This is a genomic window from Streptomyces canus (genome assembly GCF_030815415.1).
Classification (GTDB): Bacteria; Actinomycetota; Actinomycetes; order Streptomycetales; family Streptomycetaceae; genus Streptomyces; species Streptomyces canus_F.
The window spans coordinates 2,252,447-2,266,100 of record NZ_JAUSWW010000001.1; the positions used below are offsets into that span (position 1 = coordinate 2,252,447).

15 protein-coding genes are annotated in these 13,654 nt (G+C 71.8%); 9 read left to right on the forward strand and 6 right to left on the reverse strand.

Annotation, left to right across the window (positions count from 1 at the left end; all coding sequences use genetic code 11):
• Window positions 1–21: 21 nt before the first annotated feature.
• Together QF037_RS10515 and QF037_RS10520 are read right to left on the reverse strand one after the other, a co-directional pair.
• On the reverse strand, window positions 22–645 hold the full coding sequence (locus QF037_RS10515; protein WP_307023913.1) for a hypothetical protein: 624 nt from the start codon (window positions 643–645) through the stop codon (window positions 22–24).
• Window positions 646–782: 137 nt separating this feature from the next.
• A complete protein-coding gene (locus tag QF037_RS10520) occupies window positions 783–1,577 on the reverse strand; it encodes an RNA polymerase sigma factor SigF (protein ID WP_307023914.1) in 795 nt (264 codons plus the stop codon).
• A gap of 236 nt (window positions 1,578–1,813) precedes the next feature.
• On the opposite strand from QF037_RS10520, the gene QF037_RS10525 reads away from it, so the two are divergent.
• Window positions 1,814–3,607 carry a thiamine pyrophosphate-requiring protein gene (locus tag QF037_RS10525; protein ID WP_307023916.1) on the forward strand — a complete coding sequence of 598 codons (1,794 nt, stop codon included), beginning with the start codon at window positions 1,814–1,816 and terminating at the stop codon, window positions 3,605–3,607.
• On the opposite strand, the gene QF037_RS10530 is transcribed toward QF037_RS10525, so the two are convergent.
• Complete coding sequence (locus QF037_RS10530) at window positions 3,561–3,722, reverse strand: hypothetical protein (RefSeq protein ID WP_307023918.1); 162 nt, start codon at window positions 3,720–3,722, stop codon at window positions 3,561–3,563. The genes QF037_RS10525 and QF037_RS10530 overlap by 47 nt on opposite strands.
• Window positions 3,723–3,854: 132 nt before the next feature.
• Between QF037_RS10530 and QF037_RS10535 the strand changes: the two genes are divergently transcribed.
• The 5 genes from QF037_RS10535 to QF037_RS10555 all read left to right on the forward strand — a co-directional run bounded on the left by QF037_RS10535 (window position 3,855) and on the right by QF037_RS10555 (window position 8,040).
• A complete protein-coding gene (locus QF037_RS10535) occupies window positions 3,855–4,235 on the forward strand; it encodes a DUF2795 domain-containing protein (RefSeq protein WP_307023920.1) in 381 nt (126 codons plus the stop codon).
• A gap of 63 nt (window positions 4,236–4,298) precedes the next feature.
• Entirely contained in the window at window positions 4,299–4,730 is a 432-nt protein-coding gene (locus QF037_RS10540) for a CBS domain-containing protein (RefSeq protein WP_307023922.1), read from the forward strand.
• Window positions 4,727–5,386, forward strand: a complete 660-nt coding sequence (locus QF037_RS10545) for a diguanylate cyclase (RefSeq protein WP_307023924.1) — start codon at window positions 4,727–4,729, stop codon at window positions 5,384–5,386. The genes QF037_RS10540 and QF037_RS10545 overlap by 4 nt, the downstream gene beginning before the upstream one ends.
• Before the next feature lie 6 nt (window positions 5,387–5,392).
• Complete coding sequence (locus QF037_RS10550; protein WP_307023925.1) at window positions 5,393–5,935, forward strand: type 1 glutamine amidotransferase domain-containing protein; 543 nt, start codon at window positions 5,393–5,395, stop codon at window positions 5,933–5,935.
• Complete coding sequence (locus QF037_RS10555; protein ID WP_307023927.1) at window positions 5,935–8,040, forward strand: catalase; 2,106 nt, start codon at window positions 5,935–5,937, stop codon at window positions 8,038–8,040. The genes QF037_RS10550 and QF037_RS10555 overlap by 1 nt, the downstream gene beginning before the upstream one ends.
• 33 nt (window positions 8,041–8,073) lie before the next feature.
• On the opposite strand, the gene QF037_RS10560 is transcribed toward QF037_RS10555, so the two are convergent.
• The 3 genes from QF037_RS10560 to QF037_RS10570 form a co-directional block, all read right to left on the reverse strand.
• Window positions 8,074–8,352: a DUF6158 family protein gene (locus tag QF037_RS10560; RefSeq protein ID WP_307023929.1), complete on the reverse strand. Its 279-nt coding sequence runs from the start codon at window positions 8,350–8,352 to the stop codon at window positions 8,074–8,076.
• A gap of 120 nt (window positions 8,353–8,472) precedes the next feature.
• Complete coding sequence (locus QF037_RS10565; RefSeq protein ID WP_307023932.1) at window positions 8,473–10,092, reverse strand: ABC-F family ATP-binding cassette domain-containing protein; 1,620 nt, start codon at window positions 10,090–10,092, stop codon at window positions 8,473–8,475.
• Window positions 10,093–10,277: 185 nt separating this feature from the next.
• Window positions 10,278–10,943 (reverse strand): histidine phosphatase family protein, encoded by a 666-nt coding sequence (locus QF037_RS10570; RefSeq protein WP_307023934.1) that lies wholly within the window; start codon window positions 10,941–10,943, stop codon window positions 10,278–10,280.
• Between the two features lie 69 nt (window positions 10,944–11,012).
• Here QF037_RS10570 and QF037_RS10575 point away from each other — a divergent pair, with 69 nt between their 5' ends.
• The 3 genes from QF037_RS10575 (at window position 11,013) to QF037_RS10585 (ending at window position 13,641) form a co-directional block, all read left to right on the forward strand.
• Complete coding sequence (locus tag QF037_RS10575) at window positions 11,013–12,506, forward strand: bifunctional phosphatase PAP2/diacylglycerol kinase family protein (protein WP_307023935.1); 1,494 nt, start codon at window positions 11,013–11,015, stop codon at window positions 12,504–12,506.
• Window positions 12,507–12,606: 100 nt separating this feature from the next.
• Window positions 12,607–13,428 carry a class I SAM-dependent methyltransferase gene (locus QF037_RS10580; RefSeq protein WP_307023938.1) on the forward strand — a complete coding sequence of 274 codons (822 nt, stop codon included), beginning with the start codon at window positions 12,607–12,609 and terminating at the stop codon, window positions 13,426–13,428.
• A 42-nt stretch (window positions 13,429–13,470) separates the two neighbouring features.
• Window positions 13,471–13,641, forward strand: a complete 171-nt coding sequence (locus QF037_RS10585) for a hypothetical protein (RefSeq protein ID WP_046257982.1) — start codon at window positions 13,471–13,473, stop codon at window positions 13,639–13,641.
• The last annotated feature ends 13 nt before the right edge of the window (window positions 13,642–13,654 follow it).

The following is a 13,654-nucleotide window of genomic DNA, read 5'->3' on the forward strand; positions in this document are numbered from 1 at the left end:
GCGCCGGTCACACTCCCCGGCTCAGACGTCCGCGCGGGACTCCTTGCGGCGCACCCGGTACACGGCCCCGCCGAGGGCGCCCGCGATCAGGAGGCCGCCGGTGACGAGGGCGGGTACGGAGTCGGTGAAGGCGCCGCCCTGGCCCGCCTGTACGCCGCGCTGGACGGTGGTGGCGGCGGAGCAGCTCTCGGTGCGCGGCTCGGTGCACGCGTGGCTCTCGCCACCGTGGGTCACCGTCAAGGTCGCGCTCCACTGTTTGCCCTGGCCGCCGGGCGCGTCCGGACAGGTGCCGTCGACGGTCCACGCGGAGTCCTCGCCGGCCGCGTCGGAGCCGGTCTCCAGATCCTGGGCGGAGGCGATCCGGGCGGTCCCGCGATAGGCGGGCCCGGACACCGCGGCGTCGTTCCCGGCGACCAGCTGGAGCGGCACGGTCTCCTCGTCGAAGGCCTGTGAGGTGGCCTCGAGGGTGGCCGGTGCCGTGCCGCCGGTGGGGTCGCAGGCGACGGACACGGTGACACTGGCGCCCGGCTGGACGGTACTCGGGCCGACCTCCGCGGCCGGGTCCGCGAAGGCGACCGGCACGGCGACGCCCACGGCGACACCGGCCAGAACGGCGACGGACAGGGCACGGGCGGTGCGGCGCATGGGGTGGGCTCCTTAGGCCTGCGGCTGCGAGGGCACGCAGCCATCACAGCCCGGCGAACCCGGCCCCGCGCGCGGCCGGACCCCATTGGCGGGACGTGCACGGCCAAGCGGGTGACGTCGGACCCGTCTCCCACGCGCTACGCGGCGTCCCTCATCACTTGTTCCCGCACCCGCCCGCAGCACCGGCTGATCAGCCGCGACACATGCATCTGCGAGATCCCCAGCTGCTCGGCGATCCGCGACTGCGTCATGTCGCCGAAGAACCGCATGTACAGGATCGCCCGCTCCCGCTCCGGCAACGCGGCGAGCCGAGGCTTCACGGCCTCCCGGTCCACCACCGTGTCCAGCGCCGGATCCGCCGACCCGAGAGCGTCGCTCAGCGAGTACCCGTCCTCGCTCCCCGGCAGTTCCGCGTCCAGCGACAGCGCGGTGAAGCTCTCCAGCGCCTCGAGCCCCACGAGGACGTCCTCCTCGCTCATGTTCGCGTGCGCGGCGATCTCCGCGACGGTGGGCCGCCGCCCGGAGATGGTCTGCGACAGGTCCTGGGAGGCGAAGCGCACGCGGTTGCGCAGGTCCTGGACCCGCCGGGGCACGTGCAGCGTCCACATGTGGTCGCGGAAGTGCCGCTTGATCTCGCCGGTGATGGTCGGCACGGCGTAGCTCTCGAAGGCGTTGCCGCGCTCCGGGTCGTACCGGTCGACGGCCTTGACCAGGCCGAGGGCCGCGACCTGGCGCAGGTCGTCGAAGCTCTCGCCGCGGCTGCGGAAGCGGCCCGCGAGCCGGTCGGCCATGGGCAGCCAGGCCTCGATGATCCGGTCGCGCAGGGCGTCGTGCTGCGGGCCCGGGGGCAGTGCGGCGAGCCTGCGGAAGGCTTCCGCGGTGTCGGGGGCGTCGTCGTGCGGGTGGTGCTTCGCGCTCACTCGAAGGGACATGGTGCGTCGCAACTCCCTAGTCGGTGCTCTGGGTTGGACGGTCACCGTGGGAGCGCGGCCGGACAGACACAGTCGGGGCGGCCTCGGAGCCTTTCCCACGGACGTGCCTCCTGTCCGAAGCACTGTGGGTGCGCCTGCCCCCGGCCCCGGGCCGCAAACCCGGGCCCAGGTTTTCCGGGAGCCCGCACGGTCACTCGTAAGGGGCCGTATGCCCCTATGTCCGGGAGGTCCCGTCCATGAGCACCAAGGTCTCCGACCACGTCCTGCAGCGGTTGCGCGAGTGGGGTGTGGACCATGTCTTCGGTTATCCCGGTGACGGCATCAACGGCCTGCTCGCCGCGTGGGGCCGGGCCGAGAACCGGCCGCGGTTCATCCAGTCGCGGCACGAGGAGATGTCGGCGTTCGAGGCGGTCGGCTACGCCAAGTTCAGCGGTCGCATAGGAGTGTGCGCGGCCACCTCGGGACCCGGCGCGATCCATCTTCTCAACGGTCTGTACGACGCCAAGCTGGACCATGTGCCGGTGCTGGCGATCGTCGGCCAGACGCACCGCACCGCGATGGGCGGCTCGTACCAGCAGGAGGTGGATCTGCACACCCTGTTCAAGGACGTCGCCTCGGACTTCGTGGAGACGGTGACGGTCCCCGAGCAGCTGCCGAACGTCCTGGACCGCGCGATCCGCACCGCGTACGCGCGCCGCGCCCCCACCGCGATCATCATCCCGGGCGATGTCCAGGAGCTCGAATACTCGGCCCCCACCCACGAGTTCAAGATGGTGCCGTCCAGCCTGGACCGCAGTTCCTGGACGGCCGTGCCGTCCGAGGAGTCGCTGCTGCGGGCGGCCGAGATCCTCAACTCCGGTGACAAGGTGGGCATTCTGGTCGGCCAGGGCGCCTCGGGCGCGCGGGACGAGGTGGCGCGCGTCGCCGAACTGCTCGGCGCGGGCGTCGCGAAGGCGCTGCTCGGCAAGGACGCGCTGAGCGACGAACTCCCGTACGTCACCGGCTCGATCGGCCTGCTGGGCACCCGTCCGTCGTACGAGCTGATGCGCGACTGCGACACCCTGCTGACCATCGGATCGTCGTTCCCGTACACGCAGTTTCTGCCGGACTTCGGCCAGGCGCGCGGGGTGCAGATCGACATCGACCCGCACATGGTCGGGATGCGTTATCCGTACGAGGTGAATCTCGTCGGCGATGCCAAGGCGACCCTGGAGAAGCTGATCCCGCTGCTGAACGCGGAGCGCGGACGCGAGTGGTACGACACGGTGTGCGACAACGTACGGCGCTGGCGCGACATCATGGAGCGGCGGGCGCTCCTGTCGGCGGACCCGATCAACCCGGAGTACGTGGCCCATGTCCTGGACCCGCTGCTGCCCGGGAACGCGGTCGTCAGCTCCGACTCCGGTTCCGCGGCCAACTGGTACGCGCGCCACCTGACGATGCGGGACGGCATGCGGTCCTCGCTGTCCGGCACGCTCGCGACGATGGGCTGCGGGGTGCCGTACGCCATCGGCGCGAAGTTCGCTCACCCGGACCGGCCGGCGATCGCGCTGGTCGGGGACGGCGCGATGCAGATGAACGGCATGGCGGAGCTGATCACGGCGGCCAAGTACCGCGACCAGTGGGAGGATCCGCGGCTGGTGGTGGCCGTGTGGAACAACCACGATCTCAATCAGGTCACCTGGGAGATGCGCGCCATGGAGGGCGCCCCTTCGTTCCTGCCCTCGCAGGAACTCCCGGACGTGCAGTACGCCGCGTTCGCCCGTTCCCTGGGCCTGACCGGCATCCGTGTGGAGAAGCCCGAGGACGTGGAGGCGGGCTGGCGTGCCGGGCTCGAGGCCGACGGGCCCGCGGTGATCGAGTTCCTCACCGACCCCGCCGTGCCGCCGATCCCGCCGCACGCCACCTGGGACCAGATGGAGTCGACGGCCGCGTCGATCCTGAAGGGCGACGCGGACCGCGGCTCGATGATCAAACAGGGGTTCAAGGCGAAGGTGCAGGAGTTCCTGCCGGGCCGGGAGAAGAAGTAGGCGGCAGCGGGACCGCCTCCTCCCGCTCCGTGGGCAGGAGCAGCTCCTCGTAGCGGCCCAGTGCCAGCACCGTGCCGAGCATGAGGAGCGGGATGAGCACAGCGAGTAGCACCATGGCGTTTCCCTCCCCGGGGATCGCGTGGGGGGCGTCCGGCCGGGTCTCCCCCGAAAGGGAGGACAAACCCCCGTGTCGGGGTCCGGTCCTCGGGTACGCGGAGCCCACCCCCGAAGATCTGGAAGGAGCGCCATGCAGCGTGGCAGCGACCGGCTGAGCGTCCACCGCGACGACGAGATGAAGCACGAACTACAAGGCCTGCTGAGGTCCGGGCATCCCACCCGGAGCGAGGAGTGGCACGACCCCGAGCCGACCGCCGACGACGATCCGGAGATCGCGGGCGGGCCCGTGGCGCCGGGCGGCTCCCGGGCGTCCCTGGGAGTGGTCCGGATGGAGCTGGCCCGGCATCTGAACCGCAGCGCGTTCCCGGCGAGCGCGCACCACCTGGCCGGCACGCTGCGCCGCGCGTACGCGCCGGACACCCTGGTCGACGCCGTGGCGCGGCTGCCGCACAAGGAGCACTACGCGACCGTGCAGGAGCTGGCCCAGGCGCTGACCCGGCCCGGCGCATAGGGCCCGGCCCCCGGGGTACTGCGGGCGGCGTCAGCCGAGAAGACCGAGGAAGGGCCCACAGTGATGGCTGAACTCGTGAAGGACGTCATGACCCCGGGGGTGGTCGCCGTCCGCCCGGACGCCTCGCTCGTCGAGGCGGCGCAGCTGATGCGCGCGCAGGACATCGGCGACGTCCTGGTGGCCGACGGACAGCGGATCGTCGGGATGCTCACCGACCGCGACATCACGGTGCGGGCGGTCGCCGAGGGCGTCGATCCGCTGACGGCGAGCGCCGGATCGGTGTGCACCCCGGACCCGGTGCTGGTCGCCCCGCACGACCCGGTGGCCGCCGCGGCGGCGCTGATGCGGGCGCACGCGGTGCGCCGGCTGCCGGTCGTCGAGGAGGGGCTGCCGGTCGGCGTGGTCAGCCTCGGTGACCTGGCCGAGGCGGAGAACCCCGGCTCGGTGCTCGCCGAGATCAGCAGGTCCGCACCCGACCACCAGGACACCGTGTGAGCCGGGACCAGGCCATGGAGGTCCGGGCCACGAGCGCCGGCGGTGTCGACGTCGGCGAGGTCACGACCCGCTATCTGCTGTACGGGCTGCTGCCGAGCTGGTTCGTGCCCGGACTCGCCGACTGGATGATGCACCGGCGCACCCGTATCGAGGACACGGCGGGCACCAAGGAGTCGGTGATCCACGCACTGATGATGGCCGAGGTCGGCATCCCGATCGCCGCCACGCTGCGCTACGAGGTCAACCCGGCCCTGCTCGCCGTGCAGCTGGGCGGCGCGGCGGTGCACGAGGCGACCGCGCTGTGGGACGTGCGGACGGCCGTGGACAGCGGCCGTGAGGTCCGGCCGATCGAGCAGCACATCCACAGCTTTCTGGAGTCGCTGCCGTTCGGTGCGCTGGCCTCGCTGATGTGTCTGCACGCCGACCAGGTGAAGTCCCTGCTGCGCGGGGGCCGCGGCGATCCGGACGCATGGCGTCTGGTGCCGCGGCGGCGGCCGCTGTCCCGTGCCTATCTGGCGGGCGTCGCGGCCGCGATCGGCAGCTGTGTGCTGCTGCCGTACGGCGAGGAGCTGTTGCGCTGCCGGCGGGCGGCCCGACGGAACAAGAAACGCGCGCCGAGCGACGAGGCCGAGTGGCGTGCCACGAAAGGACGTTGAGGATTCATGCGTATCGCATTCCTGACCGCGCCCGAGGGCGTCGAGCAGATCGAGCTCACCGAGCCGTGGAAGGCCGCCGTGGACGCGGGCCACGAGCCCGTCCTGGTGTCCACGAAGCCCGGGACCATCCAGGCCTTCCACCACCTCGACAAGGCGGACACGTTCCCCGTCCAGGAGGTGGTGGGCGAGACGACGGCGGACTCCTTCGGCGGGCTCGTGCTGCCGGGCGGCGTGGCCAACCCGGACAACCTGCGGACGGACGAGAAGGCGGTCCGGTTCGTCAGGGACTTCTTCGAGCAGGGCCGGCCGGTCGCCGCGATCTGCCACGCCCCGTGGACCCTCGTGGAGGCGGACGTGGTCCGCGGCCGGGTGCTGACCTCCTGGCCGAGTCTGGCGACCGACATCCGCAACGCGGGCGGCACGTGGGTCGACGAGCAGGTGAGGATCTGCGACCACGGCGCCGGCAAGCTGGTGACCAGCCGCAAGCCGGACGACCTGAAGGCGTTCGACGAGGCGTTCCTGGACGTGTTCGCGCGGGAGGCCGCCTGATGGACACCCCGCGCGACCGCAAGCAGGAGCAGCTCGAGGCCCACCGGGCGCAGGACCCGGCGGGCGGCCCGCTCACCACCGACCAGGGCGTGGAGGTCGACCACACCGACGACTCCCTCGCCGCCGGTGAGCGCGGTCCGACGTTGATGGAGGACTTCCACTTCCGGGAGAAGCTGACCCGCTTCGACCACGAACGCATCCCGGAGCGGGTGGTGCACGCACGCGGCGCGGGCGCGTACGGCTACTTCGAACCGTACGAGTCCTGCGCGGAGTTCACCCGTGCGGCCTTCCTCCAGGACCCGGCTGTGCGGACACCGGTGTTCGTGCGGTTCTCGACCGTGCAGGGGCCGAAGGGCTCGGCGGACACCGTGCGGGACGTGCGCGGTTTCGCCACCAAGTTCTATACGTCGGAGGGCAATTACGACCTGGTGGGGAACAACTTCCCGGTCTTCTTCATCCAGGACGGCATCAAGTTCCCCGACTTCGTGCACGCGGTGAAGCCCGAGCCGCACAACGACATCCCCACCGGCGCCTCCGCCCACGACACCCTGTGGGACTTCGTGTCGCTGCAGCCCGAGACGCTGCACGCGATCATGTGGCTGATGTCGGACCGGGCGATCCCGCGCAGCTACCGCATGATGCAGGGCTTCGGTGTGCACACTTTCCGGTTCGTGAACGCCGAGGGACGCGGCACGTTCGTCAAGTTCCACTGGAAGCCCAGGCTGGGCGTGCACTCGCTGGTGTGGGACGAGGCGCAGGAGTGCCAGGGCCGCAACCCGGACTTCAACCGGGGTGACCTGTGGGACGCGATCGAGGCCGGTGAGTACCCGGAGTGGGAGCTGGGTGTCCAGCTGGTACCGGAGGAGGACGAGTTCGCCTTCGACTTCGACCTGCTCGACGCCACGAAGCTCATCCCGGAGGAGCAGGTGCCGGTGCGGCCGATCGGCCGGATGGTCCTGAACCGCAACCCGGAGAACTTCTTCGCCGAGACCGAGCAGGTCGCCTTCCACACGGCCAACGTGGTCCCGGGCATCGACTTCACCAACGACCCGCTGCTCCAGGCCCGCAACTTCTCCTATCTGGACACCCAGTTGATCCGCCTGGGCGGCCCCAACTTCGCCCAGCTGCCGGTGAACCGGCCGGTGGCGCCCGTGCGGACCAACCAGCGTGACGGGTACGGCCAGAGCACGATCCACAGGGGCACGAACTACTTTCCGAACTCGCTCGGCGGCGGCTGCCCGGCCCACGCCGGTGCCGACGCCGGCGCGTACTCGCATTACGCGGAGCGCGTCGACGGCGCCAAGATCCGCCGCCGCAGCCCGAGTTTCCAGGACCACTACAGCCAGCCCGCGCTGTTCTGGAAGAGCATGAGCGAGTGGGAGCGACAGCACATCGTCGCGGCCTTCCGGTTCGAGCTGGGCAAGGTCGACGCGATGGCGGTCCGTGCCCGTACGGTCGAGCAACTGGCCCAGGTGGACGGTGAGCTGGCGGTCCAGGTGGCCCGTGGCATCGGGGTGCCGGATCCGGCCGTGCCCGGCGAGACGCCGAACAAGCTGCTCTCCCCCGCGCTGAGTCTTGAGTCCCTGCGCGGCGACGGCTCGATCCGCACCCGGCAGATCGCGGTGCTGGTCACCGACGGCGTGGACGCCGAGCAGGTGGTCTCGGTACGGGATGCGCTGGCCGCCGAGGGGGCGATCGTGGAGGCGCTGGCGGCGACGGACGGCACGGTCGCCGGTGCCGACGGTGAACGGTATACGGTCGACCGCGCACTGCCGACCGTCGCCTCCGTGCTGTACGACGCGGTCCTGCTGCCCGGCGGCCCCACGGGCACCCCGCCGCTCACCGCCGACCAGGACGCGATGCGCTTCGTCCGGGACGCGTACCGGCACGGCAAGCCGGTGGGCGCGCTCGGCTCCGGCGTGGGCGTGCTGTCGGCCCTGGAACCGGAGGGTCTCCAGGTGTCCACGGAGTTCCACCGCGTGGTCCGCGACCAGGGCGTCGTGACGGACACCTCGCCCGGAGCGGCGAGCGAGGAGTTCGTGCGCGCCTTCGTGGAGGCGGTCGGGGCGCACCGGCACTGGGACCGGCCGCCGGCCCGCCGCTAGCGGGCGCGGTCAGAGGGCCAGAGGGTCAGAGGGTCAGAGGCGGGGAGTCGCCGACTCCCCGCTTCCGCGTTGCCTGGCACCCTCGCGGGTGCGGCCGGCGGCGACCGGGCGCCGGGGGTTGCGGCGCAGGTACTCGCCCTCCAGCTCGGCCATCCGGCCGTTGTGGGCGCGCAGCGCGTCGTTCGAGGCGTGGAGCAGCGTGTCGTGGCGCGTGCGGTGGATGGTCTCCAGCTCTTTCATGAGCTGCTGGTCGTCCAGCCTGCTGGGGTCGACTCCGGTCATGGCGGTTTCCCACTCGTCGTGTGCGTTCATGGGCTTCGAGTACCCGCTCGGTGAGCAGTACCCCCGAGCGGCATCGGGACAGAACCGTGGATCTCGCCTTTCCGCACCCACTCTACGAACATCCGGGCCCCCGGGCCCGCGTATCGGGAACTACCGCGCCCGTTCCACCCGCCGCTCGTCCCACACCGGCTCCTGCGTCTCGCGGACGCGGCCGTCGCTGCCGAAGACCAGGTAGCGGTCGAAGGAGCGGGCGAACCAGCGGTCGTGGGTGACGGCGAGGACCGTGCCGTCGAAGGCCTCCAGGCCCTCCTGGAGGGCCTCGGCGGACTCCAGGTCCAGGTTGTCCGTGGGCTCGTCCAGGAGGAGGGCAGTGACGCCCTCCAGCTCCAGCAGGAGGATCTGGAAGCGGGCCTGCTGGCCCCCGGAGAGGCGGTCGAAGGTCTGCTCGGCCTGCTGGGTGAGCTCGTAGCGGCGCAGCCTCGACATCGCCGCGCCCCGGTCCTGGGAGTGTTCTGTCCACAGGATGTCCAGGAGCGTGCGGCCCAGCAGCTCGGGGTGCGCGTGCGTCTGGGCGAAGTGCCCGGGCACGACGCGCGCGCCCAGCTTCCACTCCCCCGAGTGCGCCACGGTGTCCCCGGCCAGCAGCCGCAGGAAGTGCGACTTGCCGGAGCCGTTGGAGCCGAGCACGGCGACCCGCTCGCCGTAGAAGACCTCCAGGTCGAAGGGGTTCATCAGGCCGGTCAGCTCGAGCCCCTTGCAGGTGACGGCCCGCACTCCGGTACGGCCGCCCTTGAGCCGCATCGTGATGTCCTGCTCGCGCGGCGGCTCGGGCGGCGGGCCGGCCTCCTCGAACTTGCGCAGCCGGGTCTGGGCGGCCTGGTAGCGGGAGGCCAGCTCATGGCTGATGGAGGCCGCCTGCCGCAGGTTCAGGACGAGCTTCTTCAGCTGGGCGTGCTTCTCGTCCCAGCGCCTGCGCAACTCCTCGAAGCGGGCGAAGCGTTCACGCCGGGCGTCGTGGTACGTGGCGAAGCCGCCCCCGTGCACCCAGGCGTCGGCGCCCGTCGGCGAGGGCTCCACCGACACGATCTTCTCGGCGGAACGGGCGAGGAGTTCACGGTCGTGGGAGACGAAGAGGACCGTCTTGCGGGTCTCCTTCAGCCGCTCCTCCAGCCAGCGCTTGCCGGGCACGTCGAGGTAGTTGTCGGGCTCGTCGAGCAGCAGCACCTCGTCGTTGCCGCGCAGCAGCGTCTCCAGCACGAGCCGCTTCTGCTCGCCGCCGGAGAGGGTGCGCACCTCGCGGAACTGGGCCTTGTCGTAGGGGACGCCCAGCGCGGCCATGGTGCACATGTCCCACAGCGTCTCGGCCTCGTACCCGTGCGCCTCGGCCCAGTCGGAGAGGGCCTGCGCGTACTGCATCTGCGCGGCCTCGTCGTCCACGGTCATGATGAGGTGCTCGGCCTTGTCGACGGCCCGCGCGGCCTCGCGGATGCGGGGCTGCGCCACCGACACCAGCAGGTCCCGTACGGTCGTCTCATCGCGTACGGAGCCCACGAACTGGCGCATCACGCCGAGGCCGCCGGTGACGGTGACGGTCCCGCCGTGCGGTTTCAGCTCTCCGGAGATCAGCCGCAGCAGGGTCGTCTTGCCGGCGCCGTTGGGTCCGACGAGGGCCACGACGGACCCTTCGCCCACCCGGAAGGACACATCGCCGAGCAGCGGCCTCCCGTCGGGGAGGTAGTACTCGAGGTGTGCGGCTTCCAGATGTCCCATGGGGCCGCATTCTGCGGCCCGGGGGCCGGGACGGGCAAACGCATATCCGACGCCGCGGCAGCTCGGCCGCACCCGGCGAGCCGTACACGGCCGACCGTATGCGGTCGACAGCCGACCGTACGCACCGGGCCCGGTACGTGCCGCCCGCTCCCGGCCCGGCATCGTCGCGGCACGCCACGTCGCGGCTATTCGACCTCGTCCAGCGGCCGACCGGCCGGTCCGCTCTGCGCCCCGCGCCCCGCGGAGTCCACGACCGCGCCCTCCCACGACAGGACCTTCCAGCCGTCGGCCGGGGAGCCCTCCAGGACCACCACGCCGGTGTTGTCGAGCGGGCGGGCGGCGGCGAAGCCGATGTCGATGTTGTCGGCGCGGGCCGAGGTCCACAGCCGGATCACCGCGCCATGGCTGACCAGGGCGGCCGTGCCGACCCCGAGGGCGGCGGCCTCGGCGACCACCGCGTCGTAGCGCGCGAGCACCTCGGCGCCGCTCTCGCCGCCCGGCATCCGCAGCTCCGTGTCGCCGGCCGGCCAGGCGAAGATCGTCTCCATGTAGGTCCGGCCCGCCTCCGAGTGCCCGTCCAGCATCTCCAGGTCCCCGGCGGACACCTCGCGGATGCCGTCGCGGACGACGATGTCGAGGCCGCGCGCGGCCGCCAGCGGGGCGGCGGTGAGCTGGGTGCGTATCAGCGTGGAGGCGTAGAGGGCCTCGATGTCCTCGTCGGCGAGGGCCTCGGGCAGGGCGGCGGCCTGGCGTTCACCGAGGGCGGTCAGGCCGGGTCCCGGGACGGCGGTGTCCAGCAGGAAGTCGACGTTGGACGGGGTCTGACCATGGCGGACGAGGAGCAGTCGCATGCAGAAAGCCTCCGGTGTCGGGTCCCGCCTCCGCACAAGAAACGGCCGCCTCAGGGTACCCGCCACCGCATGACCCCTGACGTGGACCTCACCCTCCTGAAGCCCGGCCGGCACGCCGTCCGCGACACGCTGCTGGCGCTGGACTGCCGGCTGTTCGAGTTCGCCGCCGCGCGGAACTGGCCGCTCGCCGAACCCGTGCTGCCGCGGCTGAGCCGGAGCGCGAACCACGGTGTGCTGTGGTTCGCCGCGGCGTCCGCGATGACGGCGAGCCGCACCCCGCGGGCCCGCCGGGCCGCCGCCCGCGGACTCGCCTCGCTGTCACTGGCCTCGCTGACCATCAACACCCTCGGCAAGCGGTCGGTACGCCGTACCCGGCCCGTCCTGGACCCGGTGCCGCTGGTGCGGCGGCTGAAGCGGCAGCCCATCACCACCTCGTTCCCGTCCGGACACTCCGCGTCGGCCGCCGCGTTCGCCGCCGGGGTCGCGCTGGAGTCGCCGGCCTGGGGCGCGGCGGTGGCGCCGATCGCGTGGTCGGTGGCGCTGTCCCGGGTCTACACCGGTGTGCACTTCCCGAGCGACGTGCTGGCCGGTGCGGCGCTCGGGGTGGGGGCCGCGTACGCCGTGCGGGGCATGGTGCCGACACGCGCCCAGATCGTGCCGCCCGCCCGGCCCCGGGCCGAGGTCCCGGCGCTGCCCGACGGCGAGGGTCTGGTCGTGGTGGCCAACGACGCCGCGGGCAGCGCCGACCGGGTGCACGCCCTCCAGGACGCCCTGCCGGGGTGCGAGGTCGTGGAGTGCCGGCCCGAGGACGTCCCGGCCGAACTGGAGAAGGCGGCGGCCCGTGCCCGGGTGCTCGGCGTGTGCGGCGGCGACGGCACGGTGAACGCCGCCGCCGAGGTCGCCCTGCGCCACGACCTGCCGCTCGCGGTCCTGCCGGGCGGCACGCTGAACCACTTCGCCTACGACCTGGGCCTGGAGAGCGCCGGTGATCTGGCCAAGGCCGTCCGGGGCGGCGAGGGCGTACGGGTGGACGCGGGCCGCTTCAGCTGCGGCGACGCCAAGGGGATCTTCCTCAACACGTGCAGTCTGGGCGTCTATCCGGAGCTGGTGCGCGAGCGGGACCGCTGGTCGCGCCGGATCGGCGGCTGGCCCGCCGGGGTGCTCGCGGCCCTGCGCGTCCTGCGCGCCGACCGGCATCCGCTGGAGGCCGAGTTCCGGGGCCGGGCACACCCGCTGTGGCTGCTGTTCGTCGGCAACGGCACCTACCAGCGGGTGGGGCTGACGCCGGGCCGCCGTCATGATCTCGCGGACGGCCAGCTCGACGTACGCGTGGTGCACGGCGGGCGGCGGCCCGCGGTACGGCTGCTGGCGGCCGCCCTCGCCGGGCCGCTGACCCGCTCCCCCGTGCACGCCGCGGTCCAGGTGGGCCGGCTCCGTCTGGCGGGCGTGGCACCGGGCTCGCTTCTCGCCTACGACGGTGAAGTCACCCGGGTGGAAGGGGAGGTGACGCTGGAGAAGCTGCCCGAGGCGCTCACGGTCTACCGCCCACTGCCCGGCAACTGATCACCCGTCAGTCCACATGGCAAAACACGGGTCTCACCATTCGACATGCGGGCGTACCGTGTCGATCACCGACAGGACGTCGAAACAGGGGAGTTCAGCCATGTCGAAACCGCAGGAGACCGCCGTCTACACGCACGGGCACCACGAGTCGGTGCTGCGCTCGCACACCTGGCGCACCGCCGCCAACTCCGCCGCCTACCTGCTCGGTTCGCTGAAGCCCCACATGAAGATCCTGGACATCGGCTGCGGCCCGGGCACGATCACCGCCGATCTGGCGGAACTGGTCCCCGACGGCCAGGTCACCGGTGTCGACCAGGCGCCCGGCGTCCTGGAGCAGGCCCGGGCCACGGCCGCCGGGCGCGGCCTGGGGAACGTCGACTTCGCGGTCGCGGACGTACACGCCCTGGAGTACCCGGACGACACCTTCTGCGTGGTCCACGCCCACCAGGTGCTGCAGCACGTGGGCGATCCGGTACAGGCGCTGCGCGAGATGAAGCGGGTGACGAGGCCGGGCGGGTTCATCGCCGTGCGCGACTCGGACTACGCGGCGATGACCTGGTACCCGGCATCCCAGGGCATGGACGACTGGCTGGACCTGTACCGCCGCGTGGCCCGCGCCAACGGCGGCGAGCCCGACGCCGGGCGCCGGCTGAAGTCCTGGGCCCTGGAGGCGGGCCTGACCGACATCACGGCCACCTCCGGCACCTGGACCTACTCCACCGCCGAGGAGCGGGCCTGGTGGAGCGGACTGTGGGCCGACCGCACCGTGGCCTCGGCGTACGCCGGACGGGCCACGCAGGGCGGGCACGCCACACCGGAGCAGTTGACGGCCGTGTCGGAGGCCTGGCGGGAGTGGGGAAAGCAGCACGACGGCTGGTTCGCCGTGCTGCACGGAGAAATTCTGTGCAGAAAGAGTGCCTGAATCTCCGTTTCCTGGAAACCCGGAAAGCAGGAGGTTCACATTATGGTTCCCATCCTGCTCGTACTGCTCCTGGTGTTGATTCTTTTCGGCGCCGGATTCGCAGTGAAGATTCTCTGGTGGATTGCAATCGCGGTGCTCGTGCTGTGGCTGCTGGGGTTCCTGATGCGCAGCACTACGGCGGGCGGAGGCAGGGGACGCTGGTACCGATGGTGAATCACCCCGGATA

Coding starts and splice junctions, on each gene's coding strand:
- QF037_RS10515 (WP_307023913.1), bottom strand. CDS start 645: ATGCGCCGCACCGCCCGTGCCCTGTCCGTCGCCGTTCTGGCCGGTGTC.
- QF037_RS10520 (WP_307023914.1), bottom strand. CDS start 1,577: ATGTCCCTTCGAGTGAGCGCGAAGCACCACCCGCACGACGACGCCCCC.
- QF037_RS10525 (WP_307023916.1), top strand. CDS start 1,814: ATGAGCACCAAGGTCTCCGACCACGTCCTGCAGCGGTTGCGCGAGTGG.
- QF037_RS10530 (WP_307023918.1), bottom strand. CDS start 3,722: ATGGTGCTACTCGCTGTGCTCATCCCGCTCCTCATGCTCGGCACGGTG.
- QF037_RS10535 (WP_307023920.1), top strand. CDS start 3,855: ATGCAGCGTGGCAGCGACCGGCTGAGCGTCCACCGCGACGACGAGATG.
- QF037_RS10540 (WP_307023922.1), top strand. CDS start 4,299: ATGGCTGAACTCGTGAAGGACGTCATGACCCCGGGGGTGGTCGCCGTC.
- QF037_RS10550 (WP_307023925.1), top strand. CDS start 5,393: ATGCGTATCGCATTCCTGACCGCGCCCGAGGGCGTCGAGCAGATCGAG.
- QF037_RS10555 (WP_307023927.1), top strand. CDS start 5,935: ATGGACACCCCGCGCGACCGCAAGCAGGAGCAGCTCGAGGCCCACCGG.
- QF037_RS10560 (WP_307023929.1), bottom strand. CDS start 8,352: ATGAACGCACACGACGAGTGGGAAACCGCCATGACCGGAGTCGACCCC.
- QF037_RS10565 (WP_307023932.1), bottom strand. CDS start 10,092: ATGGGACATCTGGAAGCCGCACACCTCGAGTACTACCTCCCCGACGGG.
- QF037_RS10570 (WP_307023934.1), bottom strand. CDS start 10,943: ATGCGACTGCTCCTCGTCCGCCATGGTCAGACCCCGTCCAACGTCGAC.
- QF037_RS10575 (WP_307023935.1), top strand. CDS start 11,013: ATGACCCCTGACGTGGACCTCACCCTCCTGAAGCCCGGCCGGCACGCC.
- QF037_RS10580 (WP_307023938.1), top strand. CDS start 12,607: ATGTCGAAACCGCAGGAGACCGCCGTCTACACGCACGGGCACCACGAG.
- QF037_RS10585 (WP_046257982.1), top strand. CDS start 13,471: ATGGTTCCCATCCTGCTCGTACTGCTCCTGGTGTTGATTCTTTTCGGC.